The sequence below is a fragment of the Saccharicrinis carchari genome, assembly GCF_900182605.1.
In the GTDB taxonomy this organism is placed as follows: domain Bacteria; phylum Bacteroidota; class Bacteroidia; order Bacteroidales; family Marinilabiliaceae; genus Saccharicrinis; species Saccharicrinis carchari.
In genome coordinates, this window is the sequence record NZ_FXTB01000006.1 from 21546 (window position 1) to 43137 (window position 21592).

Annotated in this window: 12 protein-coding genes; 5 read left to right on the top strand and 7 right to left on the bottom strand. The window is 40.6% G+C overall.

The genetic code is table 11. The features are described 5' to 3' along the window. Positions 1-190 precede the first annotated feature (190 nt). Together FN809_RS11775 and FN809_RS11780 are read left to right on the top strand one after the other, a co-directional pair. Positions 191-1417, top strand: a complete 1227-nt coding sequence (locus FN809_RS11775; protein WP_142533728.1) for a metallophosphoesterase family protein — start codon at positions 191-193, stop codon at positions 1415-1417. Next, complete coding sequence (locus tag FN809_RS11780) at positions 1414-4485, top strand: AAA family ATPase (RefSeq protein WP_142533729.1); 3072 nt, start codon at positions 1414-1416, stop codon at positions 4483-4485. The genes FN809_RS11775 and FN809_RS11780 overlap by 4 nt, the downstream gene beginning before the upstream one ends. Positions 4486-4515: 30 nt before the next feature. Here the strand turns inward: FN809_RS11780 and FN809_RS11785 are convergent, their stop codons facing one another. Both FN809_RS11785 and FN809_RS11790 read right to left on the bottom strand, forming a co-directional pair. Further along, positions 4516-6918 (bottom strand): polysaccharide biosynthesis tyrosine autokinase, encoded by a 2403-nt coding sequence (locus FN809_RS11785; protein ID WP_142533730.1) that lies wholly within the window; start codon positions 6916-6918, stop codon positions 4516-4518. 18 nt (positions 6919-6936) lie between these two features. After that, positions 6937-7710, bottom strand: a complete 774-nt coding sequence (locus tag FN809_RS11790) for a polysaccharide biosynthesis/export family protein (protein ID WP_142533731.1) — start codon at positions 7708-7710, stop codon at positions 6937-6939. Positions 7711-8305: 595 nt separating this feature from the next. Here FN809_RS11790 and FN809_RS11795 point away from each other — a divergent pair. Continuing rightward, on the top strand, positions 8306-10723 hold the full coding sequence (locus FN809_RS11795) for a PAS domain S-box protein (RefSeq protein ID WP_142533732.1): 2418 nt from the start codon (positions 8306-8308) through the stop codon (positions 10721-10723). A gap of 7 nt (positions 10724-10730) precedes the next feature. On the opposite strand, the gene FN809_RS11800 is transcribed toward FN809_RS11795, so the two are convergent. The 3 genes from FN809_RS11800 to FN809_RS11810 form a co-directional block, all read right to left on the bottom strand. Continuing rightward, positions 10731-11567 (bottom strand): CvfB family protein, encoded by an 837-nt coding sequence (locus FN809_RS11800; RefSeq protein ID WP_142533733.1) that lies wholly within the window; start codon positions 11565-11567, stop codon positions 10731-10733. A gap of 113 nt (positions 11568-11680) precedes the next feature. Then, complete coding sequence (locus FN809_RS11805; RefSeq protein WP_142533734.1) at positions 11681-12529, bottom strand: HAD-IIA family hydrolase; 849 nt, start codon at positions 12527-12529, stop codon at positions 11681-11683. A 168-nt stretch (positions 12530-12697) separates the two neighbouring features. Continuing rightward, positions 12698-13489, bottom strand: coding sequence for an META domain-containing protein (locus FN809_RS11810; RefSeq protein ID WP_142533735.1), 792 nt, complete (start codon positions 13487-13489; stop codon positions 12698-12700). A gap of 156 nt (positions 13490-13645) precedes the next feature. On the opposite strand from FN809_RS11810, the gene FN809_RS11815 reads away from it, so the two are divergent. Continuing rightward, the gene (locus tag FN809_RS11815; protein ID WP_142533736.1) at positions 13646-15259 is read left to right on the top strand and encodes an ABC-F family ATP-binding cassette domain-containing protein; all 1614 of its coding nucleotides are present in this window, start codon (positions 13646-13648) and stop codon (positions 15257-15259) included. A gap of 797 nt (positions 15260-16056) precedes the next feature. On the opposite strand, the gene FN809_RS11820 is transcribed toward FN809_RS11815, so the two are convergent. Then, on the bottom strand, positions 16057-17838 hold the full coding sequence (locus FN809_RS11820; protein WP_142533737.1) for a chloride channel protein: 1782 nt from the start codon (positions 17836-17838) through the stop codon (positions 16057-16059). A gap of 243 nt (positions 17839-18081) precedes the next feature. On the opposite strand from FN809_RS11820, the gene FN809_RS11825 reads away from it, so the two are divergent. After that, entirely contained in the window at positions 18082-20487 is a 2406-nt protein-coding gene (locus FN809_RS11825) for a TonB-dependent receptor (protein WP_142533738.1), read from the top strand. Positions 20488-20574: 87 nt separating this feature from the next. Here the strand turns inward: FN809_RS11825 and FN809_RS11830 are convergent, their stop codons facing one another. After that, positions 20575-21591, bottom strand: coding sequence for a glycoside hydrolase (locus tag FN809_RS11830; protein ID WP_142533739.1), 1017 nt, complete (start codon positions 21589-21591; stop codon positions 20575-20577). Between the last annotated feature and the right edge of the window lies 1 nt (position 21592).

A 21592-nucleotide genomic window follows, 5' to 3' on the forward strand; every position in this document is an offset into this window, starting at 1 on the left:
ATAGCATGTATTACCCTATTTTTAAACTTACTCCGTAGCTTTTATACATTGTTTCATCAAAAACCATACAACACCATGTTCAATTGGGCTTCCTGGTTCATTCGCTGTTGCCCCGGCCTATTGCTATCACAAAACATCCGTTTTTTTATTAGTTTTGATATCTTCACCCACTTTGTAATTTATAGCGTATATGAAAATATTACATAGTGCCGATTGGCACGTTGGTAAAAAGCTCGAAAATTTTTCACGCATCAAGGAACAAACATTGGTATTGGGCGAGATATGCTCCATTGCCGATTCCGAAAGCGTAGATGCCGTGGTTATTTCAGGTGATCTATTTGATACATACAACCCAGCATCGGAAGCCATTGAGCTTTTTTACAGAACGGTAAAGCAACTCACGCGCGAAGGAACCAGGCCGGTAGTGGCTATTTCGGGGAACCACGATTCTCCCGATAGAATTGAGACGGCCGACCCACTGGCACGCGAATGCGGCATTATTTTTTTGGGTTACCCCAACAGTAAAACAATGCCCTTTAAACTCGAATCGGGTTTGGAACTCTCTAAAACAGACGAAGGCTTTGTGGAATTCAATGTCCCCACGGCCAATTATCCCTTAAGGATAATCACTACCCCCTATGCCAACGAGTTTCGTTTAAAACAAGCATTAAATGTTCAGGACAAAGAAGCCGACCTGCGGGATATACTACAAAACCGGTGGGCCCAAATTGCTAACAAATACTGTGACAACAAAGGAGTGAATATTTTGGCCACTCATCTTTTTGTTGTTAAACGTGGCCAACAAGCGCAGGAGGAATCCGATGACGAAAGACCCATCCTGCATGTTGGTGGTGCCCAGGTAGTTTATGCTGATAACTTTCCTCCGCAGGTGCAATATGTTGCACTGGGCCACCTGCATCGAAAGCAAATCATAGCATCGGATATACAACCCGTAGTTTACTCAGGCAGTCCTTTATCCTACTCATTTGCCGAAACGAATCAACAAAAATATGTAATGATAGTGGAGGTAAAGCCCGGCAAAAAAGCAGAGGTATTGGCTGTAGAACTTAAACAAGGCAAAGGGTTGTTGAGATTACGGGCAGACGGGATGAAAGAGGCCGAAGAGTTACTCTTAAGCAATCAGGACAAGCTGATAGAGCTGACCCTAAAAACCGATGCGTATATTTCTGCTGCGGACAGGCAGCATCTTAACGCGTTACATAGCGGCATTGTTACCCTGATTCCGCAACTTAAAACAGCAGCATCAAATCAAAGCAACAGCAAAAACATAGATATAGGCAAAGATTTTACAAGCTTGTTTACCGATTACTTTAAACATGTGAACGGACTGGAGCCTAACCCAAGCATCCTCAGTTTATTAAATGAAGTAATAGCCGATCAAAAACAAAACGCATGATACCCATAAAACTTACATTTGAAGGCTTGTACTCCTATCAGCACAGGCAAACCATCGACTTTGAAAAACTCACGTCCAATCACATCTTCGGTATTTTTGGCACAGTAGGTAGTGGAAAATCATCCATTTTAGAGGCCATTACTTTTGCCTTATACGGAAAAACAGACCGATTACTTTTAAGCGGCGACAACCGTAACTACAATATGATGAATTTAAAATCGAACCAACTGTTTATAGCGTTTGATTTTACGGCCGGAAAAAACGGCGAGGTATACCGTGTGCAAGCTTCGGCCAAACGAAACAGCAAGCGATTTGACGATGTAAAAAAAATTGACAGAGCACTTTATAAAAAAATAAACGATAAGTTCATCCCTATAAGCCAGGAAGAGCTGGAAAGCACTATCGGCTTAAGCTACGACAATTTTAAGCGCACCATCATCATCCCTCAGGGAAAGTTTCAAGAATTTTTACAGCTCAAAAGTAGTGAGCGCACCCAAATGATGAAGGAATTATTTGGACTGCAGAAATACGAACTTTCAGCCAAAGTAAAAAATCTGGAATTGGAAAACAATGCCAGCATACAAAACTTATCGGGTCGCCTTGAGCAGCTTGGCGAAGTATCCGTTCAACAACAAAAAGAACTTCAATTGCAACTTAAAGAAATTGAAAATAATCTACAGGTTCTTTTGCGCGAACAAATAAAACACGACCAAGCCGTGCTAGCGCTGGAAAAGCTAAAAGAAAACACCGCACAACTTAGCATCTACCAAAAAAAAGCAGATGAACTAAACAAACAAAAAGAGTCTATCATAAAGCTACAAAAAGACATAGGTGCTTACGAATATTGTATCATCCATTTTAAAAACACACTGGAATCAATTACCGTAGTACAACAAAAAACACAAGCCCTCCAAGGCGAAATAAATGCCGACCAACTATTACTACAAAAAACCCAGACCGATTTAAACCAACTGAACATTAAGTTTGAACAGATAAGCCAGGAATACAAAACCATCGAGCGTATAAAAAAAGAGATCGATGACCTTGGTAAGTTATCTGAGGCAAAAAGGTTGATACTTAAGATAAACAGCGATAACCAACGGCTTAAAAAAGGTGAAGCTTTTATTACAGAACTCACACATAAGCTTAAATCAATGGAAGTGCAAGAGAAGGAATTGATGACCACTTTGTCCGAGCTGAAAAAACAACGCCCTGATATCGAAACCATTAACCGGGCACAACAATGGCACTTGCACAACAAAAACCTAAACACCCTTATCGACGACACCCAACAGGAAATAAAAACGGGAAACGAGCAATCATCCAAATTAATGCAGCAACTGCGTAATAACCTACAACAAGCCGGTTTCTCACCCGCCACGGACGACCTAAAGCAATGGCTGGAAGAGCTAAGTAAAAGTACAGAACATTACGAAGAACAGCTTAAAAATATCAATAAGCAACGTGATAGTCTACTGGTGCAATCGGGTCTGGAAACCTATGCCCTGCAACTTACCGATGGCCGTGCCTGCCCCTTGTGCGGATCGGAGCATCATCCTAAACCACATAATGCCGGAGACATCAGGCAGCAAATTAAAACCTACAAAGAAAAAGCAGAAAAAACAGAAGCGCTTTTACAGCACAACCGCAAGCTCACCCGGCTTATTGAGCGGTATGCGGCCAGCAATAAACCGATACAAACACAACTAAAGACGCTGGATGCCAAAGTTACGCGTATCTTAAACGAAGCAAAAGAGCATCAAAATAAAATAGTGCCGCAATACAAAGAAGAGGAACTGCTGTTAAAGGCCGCAAAAACGTATACCGAAATAAATAACGCTATTGATGCCGACGAAAAAAAATTATTGCAATTACGCGAACGGTATGCCCGGGAAGTTAAAAACACAGAAAAATACAATCAGGAGCTAATTAAGATTGAGCGTGAAATAGACAAAAATCAAAGCGCCAAAGAGATTCTTTTACGCAACATTCCGGATAAACTTATTAACAACCTGAAAGAAACCAGCAGCGAACAAATCACGGGTAAAGTACATGAATTGCAAAGCATCGTATCCAAAACCACTATGGAATATGAGCATCTTCGCAAACAGCTTGAAGAACATCAAAAGGTAGCGGCCGTATTACAAAGCAAAATAGACATTAATAAAAAACATTTACAATCGGAAAACAAACATCTTGACGCTTTGCAATTAAAGCTTGAGGCTGATATTGCCAACTCATCGTACAGTACCAAAGACAACATTTTATCCATCCTTTCGCTACAATTAAACATTGAAGCTTCTAAGCAAAAAATACAGGATTTCCACAATAACCATCAACTCATCCACAACGAAATTCAAAAATTAATACTGGCGCTTAACAAGCAAACTTACCATGCCGAAAAACACCAAAAAGCAATTAGCCTGGCTGCCGAATATAAAAAAGAAATAGATGCGGCGCACCGTAAACATGGTAAGACAGAAACAACCCTAAGCGAGCTAAATAAAAAACTCACCTTAAAAAAAGAAATAACAGAAGAGCTGGCTAAGCTTAAGCTGCGTGCTGCCGATATAGACACCCTGCGTAAATTATTTTATAAAAGTGGTTTTGTAAACTATATCTCATCGGTATATCTACAAAATTTATGTGTTGCGGCTAACCAGCGCTTTTATAAAATGACCCGGCAAAGCCTTAGTCTGGAATTAAGCCAGGACAACAGCTTTGAAGTGAGAGATTACCTGAATGGTGGCAAGCTACGAAGTGTAAAAACGCTCTCAGGCGGACAAACCTTTCAGGCTGCCCTTTCGCTAGCCCTGGCCTTGGCCGACAATATTCAAAACCTCACGCAGACCCAACGGAACTTCTTTTTTCTGGACGAAGGTTTTGGATCGCTTGATAAGGACTCTTTACAAGTGGTGTTTAGCACCCTGAAAAACCTGCGGAACGAAAACCGCATTGTTGGCGTTATATCGCATGTAGAAGAAATGCAGCAAGAAATACCCACCTTTCTGAATATTGTTCAAAACCCGGAAACAGGCAGCCACATTCAAGAGAGCTGGAAAACATAGGTCCATGCGCTTGTGTTTTCCGGTTTCCCTTTATTCCTCGTAGTATCCGTGGCCGTAACCATAGCCATACCCATAACCGTATCCATATCCATAACCCGCTCCATAAACACCGCGTTTCATGTTCAGGTCGTTTAAAATAATACCTACGTTGGTTTCTATTCCTTCGGCCTTTAGATTGGAAACAGTATGTGCAAACATTTGCCTTATCGTGTGGTTGTGGCGCACCAGGAATATCAAGGCGTCAGATTGTCGGGCCAGCAGATAAGGATCGGCCACAACACCCATCGGTGGAGAGTCCAGAAGTATCATATCAAATTCCTTCTTCAATAAACTAAACAACTCCTTAGTTTTATCGGAGCCAATGAGTTCGGAAGGGTTTGGTGGTATTACCCCGGATGGTATGATATATAAATTACTTAAGCCCGAGGGGTCAGGTATCAGGATATCTTTTAAGGCAGACTGACCTATCAAAAAGTTTGAAACGCCATCCTTATCGTTGAGTCCCAACACTTTATTTAAACCGGGTTTACGCATATCAAAGCCAATGATAACGGTTTTTTTTCCTGCCAACGCAAAAACTGATGCCAGATTAAGCGAACAAAACGTTTTACCTTCGCCGGGCATGGAGGAGGTTACTGTAATAATAGGTGATTCTATGTCGCCCACTAAAAAATCCAATCGGGCACGAACTCGCCTAAAAGCCTCTGTTACCACGGTTTTAGGATGATTACTTACCACGTTTACTTCGGGCTTATTGCTATGTAGCACTTGACCCACAATAGGCAGGTCAGTTATGCGCGACACATCATCCACACTGGTTATTTTATTGTTGAGTAATTGCCTTACTATAAGCAACAATAAAGGTATCAATATACCTGCCAGAGCAGCTTTCTGAAAGTCGTTTTGTATATTGGGAGTAACCATACCCCCGCTTCGGGCAGCTTCTAAAACCTGATGATCGGGCGTGTTAGAAGCCTTTTGAATTTGTGCCTCGGATCTTTTTCGGAGCAAAAAGGTATATACCTCATTGTTTAAATCAAATTTGCGTTCTATTCCCAGCAGCTTACGCTCCGTTTCGGGCAAGCTATACAGGTTGGCTTCATATCCGGCTTTTTCGGCATCAATCCTGTCCATCTCTTTACCCAATGCCATTTTTTGACTCTCGATAGATTTTATCAATGTTTTTTTGGCTAGCTCCATCTCCATCTCTTTTTGTTCGGAATATGGATTCCTGGCTTCTCCCAAAGGGATTTGCACCGCCAGTCGTTCGGTATTCAACTCTATTACACGTTGAATTTGAGCCGTTAACAATTGATTATCCACTTTATAAATAGCAGGGGCAATAATATCATTATCGATATCGTCATTGCCAAAATATTGAATCAGATAATCATAATAATTCTCCATAATGTGCAGTTCGGCCATTTTTCGTTCCGCCTCCTGCAATTGATTGAACAAATATTCGGCTTTTGTAGATATACTCTGTATTCGGTTACTGGTTCTGAAGTTACTTAGCTCGGCACCTGTATCACTTAGTGAATCACGGATATTTAGCAATTGCGACTCAATAAAGCGAATAGTATTGGTGGCTATCTGATTCTTTTTTTCGAGGTTGGAATCAATAAACACATTAGCCAGGGTATTTAAAAAACGGATATTTTTCGCCTTGTTAGCACCGGTTATTGAAACACGTATGATAGAAGATTCATCCGTTTTGGATGTTCTTATCAAACTTGAATATCTACTTATTAACGAGTTGGGATGGTTAAAAATAAAGTAATATTGATTTTCGTTAGATAGAGACAGACCATTACCCACCAACCTAAAGCGAAACCATTTGCTGGTTATCCATTCGCCCAATTGGTATCGTGCTACCGGCAGCATAGCACCCGGACCACCTACATAAGCTCCGGTTGTATAATTGTATGCACCTTGTCCTTCCGCAGCATAACTCAACTCAAAATGTTGCTTATCTATTTGCTTTATATAAAACGGTGTATTTAATAATTGTGGATGTAAAGTATCAAATTCCACCTTGTAGTCACTTGCCGGATATATTTCGGTTGTTTTAAAATTGCCCTGTACAAAATAACCTACATTAAAATCCAGCGCATCAATAGCCTTGCCCACCATATCCCAGGATGTTAAAACGGCCAATTGGTTATCCAGATTTCTCATACCCGGTGTAAGGCCAAAACCCGCCATCATATCTGTCTGCGGCATTTCATTTCCTCTCTCTTCCATTAAGATACGCATTGACGCGCTGTAAATTTCCGTTACCCATCGGTGGCGCAGATACACCCCACCCAACGCCAGTGGAATGGTAATAGCAAACAACCACCAATACCGGAGCAGGTCTCTTATTAACTTTTTATAATCCAGATTGATTATTGAGGCAGCATCAGGGGTAGAACTGTTTGGCGTTTTTTGCATATCAATACAGTTTTATATCTATCGGGTTAAAGTAACAATAGTAAGGGTTAAAGCCAATAGCGATGAAAAAACACCCAGGCTAAATGATTCTCCAATTCCCAATTGCTTGGCACGTATAGGCCTAACATAGATAAAATCGTTGGGGTAAATATAATATTTATCTGATCCCACTATTTCGTTATCGGTAATATCCACTATAATGGTTTGGTAGCCACCATCGGGTTGTGGACGTACAATTTTAACATCTTTTCTTTTTCCGAACGGGGTTAAATCGCCTGCCGTGCCCAAAGCTTCAAATATCGTTATCTGATCTTTGCTCATCTTGTGCTGTCCGGGATTTTTCACCTCTCCTAAAATGGTGTATGCGTTACTACCCATGCGAACAATTAAATTAGCATCTTTTAAAAAGGGCTTTAAGGCCTCCTTAATCTTTTGCTTGGCACATGGCAGGTTGCATCCTTGTAGGTTGATTTTTCCGGCATATGGAAAATCTATATCCATATGGTCGTCAATCATATACATAAACATGTTACTTTGTGTACTTTGCGAGGTATTGCCCGCACGTGTTGAATTAAAAAACTCGGATATTTTAGGGTCGAAGGTAGATACTTGAATAAAAAGATAATCGTTGGGCTGCAAAATATACTTGCCGGTAATTACATCGGCGTCCGGATAATCCACCACCGATTCTTTGTTTTGCAGATACAATAATTCCTTTTGTGGAATACATGAAACACTACCCAATAACAGCAACAGGAGCAACCATGCATTATTTCTTTTTACATTCATCATTTAAACGGGTATTATAACAAAAAAACGAGACAATATGCTGTGATACAAATACTTAACAAATTACAAACAAATATTACCTCAATATATTTCACCAAAAATAGTGTTTTTATACATAATATCTACGATTTAAATAGCATGAATTAACAAATGCTTCATTTACGAGGTTATCCCGGGGATGGCTAATTAGTAGCGATATGTAAAACGTCAAGTACGAGATGCGTTTGCCAGGCAAATGCGCATCCCGTGTGTGCTTATTGTAAGGGTTAAAAATAACCTTACAAAAGCGATATATTGGCGTATTTAATCATTTAAACCCCTGGATTTTGCCAAGAAATAAGAATGATAAAATCATTTTTTTAATATTCAGTCTCATAAAATTAAAGTTAATGAAAAACTTAAAATTTACTTCAACCTATCCTCCTCACGGAGAATGCCAAACACCATAAGCGAACCGTCAGAACCTTTGTTTTATTTTGTTTAGATAAGCTGTGGTACCTCATAAATATAGGTGTACATCGTAGCTTTTACCAGAAAAAATAGTTAAATTTGAGAAAGCCTGAATTACAATACTAACTTGCATATAATCGATAATGGTATGGAAACCCAAACTACCGGAGGCTCCGAATCATCTAAAAAACCCCTTCCCCGGGAGCCTGCAATCGATGATTTTTCTATCGAAGATATCCCTCATCAAATATGGTATCTAACAAGCCCCCGGAAATATGGTGCAGCCAATAAAGCCCATGCCGACTTTTTAGGTTACGAGGTATCTACTGTATACAACGCCGACCTATACGATTTACTACCCCAAAACGAAGCCGACGCGTATTACCAATCCAACCATAAAGTATTCGAAAGCAAAAAAACATCCCGAACATACGGTTGGTTCACCAGTAAAAATTCAGAACGAAGATACCTGTCCATCACCAAAGCGCCCAAACTAAACAGCAAAGGCCATGTTGCCTATGTGGTTTGTACCGCCATTGATATTACCGCACAAAAGCAAATTGAAGAAAGTTTGCTCAATACCGAGCAAAAATATCGTATTATAGTAGATAACACCAACGATATCATTGTAGTGCTCGATAGCAAAGGCATGCTCAAGTTTGTAAACGACCGTCAGCAAAAAATGCTGGGTTACAACAACGATGAAATACTGGGCACCTCCTTTACCCAATTTGTACCCTCACGCCTGTTACCTATAATGCTTGAAAAATTGCAAACAGTTTTAAAAACCGCTTGCATACAAAAATTTGAAAGCAAACTACGACACCGAGATGGTAGAGAAATAGATGTTGAAATAGTGGGAAAAGCGGTTAGTTTTCAAGGGGAAAGCACCATTTATTGCACTATACGTAACATAAGCGAACGCATACACGCCCAAAAGCAAATACAATATCAATTGGAACTGCGAAAAACCATCATGGAGTTGGCTTCAACCTTTATAAATATTCCACTAAACAAAACTACCTGGGCAATCAACTATTCACTTAAAAAACTAGCCATTTTTGTAGGTGCCGACAGAAGCTATATATTTGATTATAACCACAAAAAACAGATAGCTATTAATACCGGTGAGTACTGCAAAAACAACATAAAACCCCTAATAAAGCAATCGCAAGCCGTACCTTTTTCGCATTTTCCCGATTGGGTGGAAAAGCACAGCAAGGGAGAGGACGTGGAAATACTTAACGTTTCGGATTACCCTATTGAGCGTACACGCAAGATGTTGCTAAAACATGAAGTAAAAAACGTACTATCCTCACCTTTGATGCACGGTGACCATTGTACAGGATTTATCGGTTTTGATTTTGTGAAGCAACATCATGCTTTTACGGATGATGAAAAACAGATGATAAAAATTTATGCTCAAATGCTCGTGAACGTACAAATAAGATCCAAAGCCGAAGAAAACAATGCCAAATTACTAATGGCCATAGAACAAAACCCAACAAGCATAATCATCACCAACATAGAGGGTGTTATACAATACGCTAACCCATATGCTAGTGTATCTACAGGCTATACCAAAGAGGAACTCATTGGTAAAAAATGTAACTTATTTAAATCTGGATTTCATAATAATCATTTTTATAAAATATTTTGGGACACCATATTAAGTGGAAAAACATGGGTGGGAGAATTTTTAAATAAAAAAAAGAATGGCGATCTGATATGGGAAAAAACAATTACATCTCCTATTATTAACCCAAAAGGTAACATAACGAACTTTGTTTCTGTTAAATTAGACATAACCGAACGCAAAAAAATGATTGGAGAACTGGAGCTGGCCAAAGAAAAGGCCGAAGAAAGCGACCGGTTAAAATCGGCCTTTTTGGCCAATATGAGCCACGAAATACGAAACCCATTAAATGGTATTATTGGTTTTTCGACGTTTTTGGCAGAAGACTCCAGTGCGACACCTGACGAAATTAAACGTTACGCCAATATTATCAGCAATAGCGGCAACCACCTTTTAAGCATTATAAACGATATTATTTACATCGCCAAGTTCGATTCGGGTTATATTAAACCCACGCTGGAACCTACCAATGTAAAAGAATTGCTACACGAACTCATTGAAATTTATAAAGAGCAAATAAGCGAGAAGAAAAGACCCATTACCATTTTGTTGGAAGTACCCAATGAGCCACTATGCTTGATAACCGACCCAACCCGTTTACGACAAATTCTTGAAAACTTACTCAGCAACGCCCTAAAATTCACTTCTGAAGGCAGCATCACGCTAGGATGTTCAGTGAGTGACGACTACCTTCATTTTTTCGTACGGGATACAGGTATTGGCATTGAAAAAGACAAACAGGGAAATATTTTTGATAGATTTATACAGGCCAGTAGCAATACAGAGAAAATTTATGGCGGAACAGGCCTGGGCTTATCCATAACCAAAGCTTGCGTAGAAATGTTAGGTGGCCAAATTTGGTTGCACTCGGAAATCAATAAAGGATCTACCTTTTATTTTACCATAAATTACACCCCCTGCGATTGCTAATCGTTATTTACTCCAGCAACCGTATGCCGCCTGCTTCAATGGTGATAATCTTTTGCTTATACAGCGCTCCTACAGCCTTTTTAAAATTCTTTTTACTAATTCCCAATCTGCGGGCTATTTCATCGGCAGGACTTTTATCGGTGATGTCGATAAACCCGTTGGCTTTTTTCAATCTTTCTAACAATGCTTGGGCTATGCCATCCACTTTACCATATCCCGGTTTTTCAAGTACCAAATCAATTTTATCATCCTCCCTTACCTTTTTTATATAACCTTTTATTTTCTCCCCTTTTTTTAAGTTGCGGAAAACTTCGTTGTCGTAGATAATACCGGTGTGCATACCGTTAACAATGGCTTTATAACCCAGTTCCGATTGATTAAACACCATCAAATCCACCTGCTGGCCCACATGATAATTTGGAGGCAGGTTATCTAAAAACTTTTCTATTTTTGTTGATCCTGCAATCCTACGGCTTTCGTCGTCGAGATAAATGTACACCACATACTTTTTCCCTTTTTCTATATCCATCTTCTGTTCGCGAAAAGGAACCAGTAAGTCCTTAGGTAATCCCCAGTTTAAAAAGGCACCCACCTTACTCACCGACACGGCTTCGAGAAAAGCAAATTCTCCTACGGTTGCTTCGGGCATTTCGGTGGTGGCAATCAGCCTATCTTCCGAATCTAAATAAATAAACACCTCCAGCTCGTTACCCACGGTGCAATTTACGGGTACGTATCTCCTGGGAATCAATATTTCGCCCAGCTCTTCTCCCCCATCTAAATACAGACCAAAGTCCAAATCTTTCACTACCTTTAAAACATTATACTTGCCTATTTCTGCCATCGTTTTTTTAAAAAATTGCACTTGCAAAGATACCTTTAATATTTGAGTTTTGTGTTTATCACAAATAAATCATATGGCGAAAGGTAGCTTGTTGCCAATTTATTTTAACCCTACTAATCCATTATTGAATTACAAATATAGGTAGGTTTTATTTGTTTGTTGTCCATCATTTTTACGGCCTGGTTTTTCAGTGTGCTTCCGGAAAGCACTAAAGCCGTATCTATACCAAAGTTGTTTCCACCTGCAATATCTGTATCCAGTGTATCGCCCACCATTAAAACCTCTCGCTTCGATATCGTACGCTTTTTGTTTACCAGTTCAAAAGCCAGTTCAAAAACACTCACATCGGGTTTTCCAAAGCGAAAGAAACTGCGATTGGCCACCTTCTCCAACATGTTACCCACACTGCCTACGGCAAGCGCACTTTCGTATTCGTTTACCGGATATATCAAATCGGGGTTAGCCACAATAACAGGTACATCGGTACCTCTGATTACGTTAAGTGTTTTATTTACGGCCGGTTGAAAATCGTAACCGGCATCATCAAAAAGTACTATGGCACCCAATTGTGGATAATTAGTGGGTTTTACCGTTTCTATTCGGATAGGGACAAGATCTGCTTTACGGATATAATACTCCGATGTTGGCCGGCCCAGATAGGCAACAGAAGCGCCGGGAGGTACGTTCTCTTTTAAAAAACGCATGCTCATCATGGCGGATGACACCATATTTTCAGGCTTTACCTGTTCAATACCTCTATCGTTATAATACTTTGCCAAAAGTTCAGGCGAGCTGGATGCATCATTGGTAATGATGTAAAAGTAAATTCCCTTATGTTTTAAATCATCAAACATTTCCTTCACTCCATCCATCATTCCTGCATGATTTATAAGCACCCCATAAGCATCAAAAAAAATAACTTTATACTGATCTGTAAGTTCACTAAATTTTACAATGTGCATTATATCATCCTTAATTAATCTGTTTAAATAAAATATTTTTCCTTCTGCGCAATAAAAAAGAAGACGCTTTCAATGTTTGCCACAGCTTGTACCAATTCAGCTGCAAGCGTCACATTACATTCCATACCCCTCCGCACAACGGAAGATAAGGCAGAGGCGCTTTTTATGTCAATCCGTCTTTCTAAAAATAAGGGTATCTTTTTCGTTTTCCAACATCAAATGTAAGTTCTCGAAACGGTAATTGAAAGTATGGTTGCCGATAGCCTTTGCAAATTGTTGTTCCAGTTTTAAAACAGGACAGCCTATTTTGGTACTCATCACAGATGAAAAACTTATTTGCTTTCTGCCAAAATACACATCTGCCGTAAACGCATTACAACCCAAATGCCCCATTACTTTCTGTTTATCTAAATGAATTTCCATATAGGGTTGCTGCTCATCCTGTGCGATTTTCAATTTATCGCGATCCATTTTTTCCAGCATCCAAATATCGTGTAAGGCTATGGCTCCATAAAACTCACCACCACCTACAAACTCGTACGTTGTATTAGTCTTAAAATCAATATACTTCAAGCTCACATGATACGGAAAAGCATCTTCTTGCGCAAAAGGATTTTCTTTTGTTTTTATCTCAATATTCAACTCCCCTTCACTATTGGCAACCTGATGGGTGGCATCCGGGCCTTTTAAGCCTTCGCCCAGGGTAACAATGTTCACTTCAAAAACTGAATCCTCATTTGCTCTGAAGAATCTGACAACCCGATCAAAATCAATCTCCAGCGTCCACCCACCATTGTTACCTGAAGCATAAAATTCTATCCCTTTCATCTGCCTTTCAAATGTATTGCCCGAAGCACTGGGCACATTGGTTTCCAATGCTTGCTTTGTAGATGTTTCCTTTATGCCGGTGCAAGCCCATAACAGCATAAGAGTGGCAGCTATCAAAAGGTTTTTCATCATAATAAGTAAATAGGTTAAAAACAATCAGGCTAAAATACACATTATTCCACAATTAGTCCATTTAATAAAACTACATTTTCCGGAAGCCACTAAATATTTATACTTACCTTTGCGGCTATTTTATCAACAAACCGCTTAAAAGCAAAACAAATATAAATGATTACAGTTTCTAATTTAAAAATTCAATTCGGTAAAAGAACACTTTTTCAGGATGTGAATTTAAAGTTTACACAAGGCAATTGTTACGGCATAATAGGTGCCAATGGTGCAGGCAAGTCCACCTTCTTACGGATACTAAGCGGCGAGTTGGATCCTACCGGCGGAACGGTAGTTTTTGGCCCTAATGAACGTTTGTCGGTGCTTAAGCAGGATCATCATGAATTTGACAACTTGTCGGTAATTGATGTCGTATTGATGGGGCACAGCACACTTTGGGATGTGATGAACGAAAAAAACACCCTATACGCAAAAGCCGATTTTACCGACGCAGATGGTATTAAAGCATCTGAGCTGGAAGAAAAATTTGCCGAAATGGACGGCTGGAATGCCGAAAGCGATGCGGCCAGCCTGTTGAGCGGACTGGGTATAAAAGAAAAAGTACACAATACTTTGTTAAGCAACCTGAGTGGTAAGCAAAAGGTTAAAGTACTGTTGGCACGTGCCTTGTTTGGTAAGCCCGACAACCTACTGCTGGATGAACCTACTAACGATCTGGACTTAGACTCGGTAAGCTGGCTCGAAAATTATCTTACCCATTTTGAAAATACGGTACTTGTAGTATCCCACGACCGCCACTTTTTAGATTCTATTTGTACCCACACCGTCGATATCGACTTTGGCAAAATTCAGGTATTTTCGGGCAATTACAGTTTCTGGTACGAATCCAGCCAACTGGCACTACGCCAACAGCAGCAGCACAACAAAAAAGCCGAGGAAAAGAAAAAGGAACTCCAGGAGTTTATTGCTCGTTTTAGCGCCAATGTGGCCAAGAGTAAGCAAACAACAAGCCGTAAGAAGATGATTGAGAAATTGAACATCGAAGAGATTCAACCCTCTACACGTAAATATCCGGCTATTATATTTACACCCGAGCGTGAGCCCGGGAATACCATCCTGGAAGTGCGCGACCTGAGCGCATCGCTTGAGGGGGAGACATTGTTTAAAGATGTATCGTTTAACGTAGAAAAAAACGACAAAATTGTATTTTTATCAAAAGACCCTCGCGCCATGAGTGCCTTGTTCGATATTATCAACGGGATTAACGAACCCCAAACAGGCGAATACCGCTGGGGGCAAACGATTACAACGGCTTACCTTCCTGTTGAAAATTCCGAATTCTTTGATAACGACCTCAATATTGCCGACTGGTTATCGCAATACTCAAACGACACTACTGAAATGTTTATAAGGGGCTATTTGGGCAAGATGCTGTTTTCGGGCGAAGAGATATATAAAAAGAGCCGAGTACTATCCGGTGGCGAGAGAATGCGTTGTATGATAGCACGTATGATGCTAAAAAATGCCAACACCATGATTTTGGATACCCCAACCAACCACCTCGACCTGGAATCCATTCAGGCCTTTAACGAACGCTTGATACAGTTTAAAGGTATTGTGCTATTTTCGAGCCACGACCACGAATTTATTCAAACCGTGAGTAACCGCATCATTGAACTTACCCCCACGGGAATCATCGACAAACAAATGGAATACGACGATTATATTTCGGATGAGGCCTTAATGCAACAACGCGACAGCATGTATGTTTAATAGGCCAGTTTTTTTGTGCTTATTAGCAGATAAGCGGATTGTAACAGATGAGGATACTATTTGCTAAAAGACTAAAAACACAACTTATTGGCATAAGTGAGAGAAACCGGGGTATAGCATGTTGTTTACAATCGACAAAACCAATAAACATGCCGCCCCGGGGTTCGTGACCGGATCAAGTCATTTACTGTTTTTTCGAGCAACATCCTCACGCATGCAGTTAGGAACTTTTAGTAAAAAAAAAGAGACTGTCATGGTTTGGATGGGCGACAGTCTCTTTAAATAGTTTAGAACTATTTTGTTAGGGCGGTATATTGTTACTTAGCGGCTATGAGAAGCACTATTTTGCGTTATTATAAAATGATAAAGTCGTAAAGATTTTAACATAACTGAAAGCTGCTCCTCGTATTCTTACGCTCTCTTCGTTTTTAAAATAATTACACTTCAAAAATAATTTTTAATAATATAAGCACCAAAAAGCCACTTGCGATAGGGGTGCTTTTGCGCTACTATTTAACAGTATATTGTTGGAATTTTTCAATGAATCGCTCAACTTTTAAAATGAAGTACCCATTATCCTAAACGAAGGGCATAAACCATTTTTTTAGTTTTTTTATTTTTTTAAGCGAGCATTTCGGCACTACAATACTCTAATTAGCAATACTTTAACGAAATAGAAAAAATTGAATAGCAGGCAGTTACACGACACACCCCACCTTTTAAATATTTTATCTGTAAAAGCGATATAAAGGTTTGGGAGGTAACAAACAGGATTAAAAAAGCCCTACATGATTTTTTTAGTACCCCGAAGAGAACATTTTTAAGTGATTGCGATAGGCTGTAAAGGCATTAGCTCTTGAAATAAAACCTTTGTATTTCCCTTTATCAATAACGGCCACATTAAAACGCGATGATTTACGGAAAATCTCTACCAGCTCTTCCATGGAATCGTCGGGGCTGATAAAGTATTCGGGCATGTACATCAGATCTTTTACTTTTACCTTTTCATATTTTTCGGGCTTAAAAATAATATCCCTAATGTCGTCCATCTTTACCATACCCTTTAACATGTCATTTTTATCCACAACCGGGAACAAATTCCGATGTGCCGTTGTAATTACTTTTACCAGATCGCCCAAGGTGGCATCGGGCGGGATTACTGCAAAATCCGTTTCTATCAGCTTGTTCACATCCATCATGGTCATTACGTTCTGGTCTTTATCATGTGTTAGCAACTCCTTGCGTTTGGCGAGCTGGTGGGTATAAACCGAATGTTCTTCGAAGGATTTGGCGGTAACATAACTAATGGTAGCGGTAATCATTAAAGGTAAAAACATGCTGTATCCCCCGGAAAGGTCGGCAATAAGAAACAGACCTGTAAGCGGTGCATGTAATACCCCGGCTATGAGCCCGGCCATACCAATGAGCGCAAAGTTTTTAACCGGAAGTTCGGCCCAGCCAAACTTATTGATGAGGGAGGCAAATAAAACGCCGGTGTTGGCGCCCATAAACAAGGTGGGTGCAAAAATACCTCCCACTCCGCCGGCACCAAAAGTAATTGAAGTAGCAATTACCTTAACCCCAATGGTAAACACCATAATTATCACAAAATTTATAAAAGTATCGTTGATGTGAGCAAAAACACCCAGGTCGTGAAGATAGTAGAGGTCGCCCCGTAAAGCTCCGTTAATCACTTCATATCCTTCGCCAAAAAGGTGCGGAAAAAAAATCATTAAAACACCCAGGGTAAGTGCGCCAAACAGGAGCCTGTTCCATCCACTCTGTATTTTCTCAAAAAGTCTCTCGATATATTTATACATGCGGGTGAAATAGGTGGCTACCAGTCCACAGCCCAAGCCCAGGAGCACATAAAAAATAAGCTCTTTAAGTGTATAAGTATGTTCAATGTCGAAAGGATAAACTACCTCCTGACCTAAAAACAGGTAGGACACCACCACAGCCGATGCCGAACACAACAGCAGAGGAACCAATGATGCCAGGGTTAAATCCAGCATAATAACCTCGAGCGCAAACACAATACCTGCAATAGGTGCCTTAAAAATGGCCGACATAGCTGCTGCACATGCACACCCCAATAATAAGGTAATCTGTCGGTAATTTAAATGCAAGGCCTTGCCCAGGTTGGCTCCTATGGCGGCACCGGTTGAAACGGTTGGCCCCTCCAAACCCACCGATCCGCCAAATCCAACTGTCAGGGAGCTGGCGATAACCGACGATACCATATTATGCCGGTTCATTTGCCCCTTATTCTTGGATATGGAATAAAGCACATTGGGAATACCATGCCTAACCGGCCTGCGAACCACAATCCTGATAAATAAAACCGTAAGCAAAATACCCACCCCCGGTGCTATCAAGTAAAGCCACTCAAAACCTTGCAATGAAATAACCCCCTGAACGAGGTGATGTATAAAACCCACTGATTTTTTAATGACTACTGCGGCCAGCCCTGCGGCAACACCTACAATAACACTTAATAGCATCATAAATTGCCTATTGCTCACGTACCTGATTCGCCAGGCAAGAAATTTTTTTATCAGCGTTTCCCTTTTCCCCATCTATGTATCCGTTTAACTGGTTTAATTCTTAGAGTGTTTGGATGTATCCCCTGTTATTTTGTGGCTATTTTGTCTCCAATTTAATAAAAAAAAATAAGCTATTTAATCTTTTAAAAAAAAGGCAGATTACCATAAAAGAATGTGTTTTATTGTGGCGACGTTTTATAGCTTTAGAAATTTGAACTTTTATGAGGATTTTACGTTTAACAATTTGACTAAAAACTTAAACAACAATAAACCGTGATGCAAAACTACAAACTCAACCTTTATATAATAATTTCCCTTCTGACTTTTTCTACTGCACTTTTATCGCAAAACCCGGTTTTAAAGGGTGTGGTCAAAGATGCCTATTCTAACGTTCCCTTGCAATTTGTAAATATGGTAGTTTACAATACTACCAACGGCACCACCACGGATTCTACAGGTCAGTTTTCGCTTGAAATCAGCAATAGGGAGTTTGTTCGTTTACAGCTTTCGTTTATTGGATACAAAAGTTTGGTTACCGAGGAAATAATGATTTCGAATATACGCTCCAATTATATTGAAATACTAATGGAACCTACCTCTGAAACACTCTCGGAAATAACGGTCAAATCGTCGCCCTTTGCACAAAAGATGCAAAGCCCCGTTTCATTGCGGCGGATAGGTATCGACCAGATTGAAAGGAGTGCCGGTGCCAACCGCGATATATCTAAGGTAATACAATCCTTTCCGGGTGTAGGCAGTACCGTGTCGTTCCGCAATGACATTATTGTGCGTGGCGGTGGCCCCGCCGAAAATAAGTTTTACATCGATGGCATCGAAATCCCTACGATCAACCATTTTTCCACGCAGGGGGCATCCGGGGGACCGGTGGGGATATTGAATGTAGATTTTATACGCGAAGTAGATTTTTATTCCAGCGCATTTCCTGCGGCCAGAGGCAACGCCCTAAGTTCGGTATTAGAATTTAAACAAAAGGACGGCAGCAACGACCAAAGCGATTTTAAAGCCGTACTGGGTGCCAGCGAAATTGCCTTTTCGGCTTCCGGACCGCTGTCGAAAAAAACAACAGCCTTTGCCTCGGTACGCCGTTCGTACTTGCAATTTTTGTTTAAGGCACTGGATCTGCCTTTTTTACCCACTTTTAACGATTTTCAGTTTAAAACCAAAACCCGCATCAATGCCAAAAACGAAATATCCTTTTTGGGCTTTGGGGCTATAGACAACTTTGAACTGAATAACAAGGCCAGCGATACCCAGGACAACCAATACATCTTATCCTACCTGCCGGTGAATAATCAATGGAATTATACCCTCGGTACCAATTACAAACATTTTTTTGGAAAGAGTTATCTTACTTTAATTGCCAGCCGGAGTCACTTGAATAACGAAGCCATCAAATACCGCAATAACGTAGAACGTGGCGAAAATCTCACTTATAATTATCAATCGCAGGAGATTGAAAATAAGTTCAGAGCAGAATTAGACACAAAAACCGGTAACCTACGATTTAACACGGGTATTTCGTTAGAAGCTGCCTACTATTCTAATTCTACTTATCGTTTGGATTTTATAAATGGCGCACCCAATGAAATTAATTACCATTCGGAACTTAACTTTATTAAATACGGGGCGTTTGGTTCGGCGGGGCTTCCTCTTTTTAACGATAGATTAAACTTGTCGTTGGGTCTTAGGGTAGACGCCTCTTCCTATTCCGACAACATGCGCAACCCTTTCAATCAAATCAGTCCGCGTTTTTCGGCTTCATTGCAGTTGGCGCCCCAATTTTTCTTTAATTTTAATGTGGGACGCTATTATCAGTTACCTTCGTTTACAACCATGGGATATCGCAATACCCAAGGAGCACTCGTGAACAAACAAAACGACCTAAAATATATCTATGCCGACCATACGGTTGTCGGACTTGAACTAAGGCCCAATAATTATTCAAAAATAACCCTTGAAGGTTTTTTTAAAGACTATAGCGATTATCCTATCTCGTTAAAAGATAGTATCTCGCTGGCCAGTAAGGGGGGTGATTTTGGTGTAGTTGGCGATGAAGCCGTACAATCCACGGGCAGCGGAAGAGCCTATGGATTTGAAGTAATGGCTCGTCAACGCTCACCCAAAGGGTTAAGCTTTATTGCCGCCTATACTTTTGTACGAAGCGAGTTTAGCAACCTTCTGGGAGAGTATGTACCCAGCTCGTGGGACAGTAAGCACCTGCTTACCGCCACCATCAATAAAACACTTAAAAATAATTGGGACATCGGTTTAAAATGGCGTTTTCTGGGCGGATTACCCTACACCCCCGTAGATGAAAACACCACTACCCTGGTGCAGGCCTGGGATGCCACAGGAAAAGAGTACCTGGACTATGACCGCTTTAACAGCCAGCGACTGGAAAATTTTCACCAGTTAGATGTGAGGATTGACAAACGTTACCTGTTCAACAGCTGGTCGCTCGAAGTTTACCTGGATATTCAAAACCTATACAATTACAAAATAAAGGAGCCCGTGAAATATGTTCAAAAACTGGATACCAACGGTTCGCCCATTATTGCCAACCCCAATTCTGACGCCAACCAACAACGTTACGAATTTGACCGAATATATACCGAGAATGGCACCCTGCTGCCAACGCTGGGTGTTATAGTGGAGTTTTAATTTTTTTGCTAAACCGATGTGGACAGCATTAGTGCGATGCCGCGGCACCATGCGGCTGGCTGATGTGTTTTTTGCAAATACAAACTTTTACCTATCCATTTTTTTATTGCGCCAATACCGGATATAATCCTCCTGTTTTATAAAACCTACGGGGCCTTCAACAATACCACCTTCCTGATAAAAGTCGGACACGCGAACGTGGATGGTATTTTTCTTGTCGGGATGGATAAGGCCTTGCGGTATAAGGTAACCACGCAATTGCTGATAGGCCAGCGAATACTGGTGTTGTTCCCGCTCCGGCTCCATAAAACCCGTCTGTCCAACTTTAACACCGTTCACAAATACTTCGTCCAGATCGTCTATTTTACCTACAAGCAACACCACCCTGTCCAAGTTGAAATTACTGTTGGCCATAAATGTTTTTTGGTACCATGCGTAGCCATCGTAACGTTTGTATCCCTGATTTTCCCATGCACCGGGCACATAAATGCTACCCCAGCCATCTGCATCGTCCGATTCGTAGCGCCAATCGATATTATCGCCAATACGAAAGCCCCATTCTCCCTGCAAGTCTAAAAAAGTTTTCAATGGATTTTTCTCAGATAGCAACCTCACTTCACCCCGAACAATGCCACCTTCCAATTGCTGGTCAAATACCTTTACTGCTATAAGGTTAGCGCTGTTATATCGTATCAGCCTATCGGGGATGGGGTACATGCGTCGGGCGGTGTAGGCGGTAGCAAAATCAGGTGGAAACTGGCCGGAGCCTCCTATTCTTTCACCGTTAAAAAACACCTCGTCCACATCATCTATATAACCTAATTCTAACACCAATTTTTCTTCCTTATGTTTTGCAGATAAGGTTATAAATTTCCGATACCAGGCGTAACCATTGTAACCGTTGAAGCCCTGCGTCTCCCAGGGCGAAGGGACATCAATCTCTTCCCAAGCAGAATGGTCGAATCCAGGCTTGGCCCATTCGGGTTTGTTGCCCAACGAAAATTTCCATTGCCCTTCCAGATTCATCAGACTTTTGTACTGTTGAGCACCAAGGGTTATCGAACAGCAGCAATAAAACGAAACCATTAAAAACTTTATACCCATA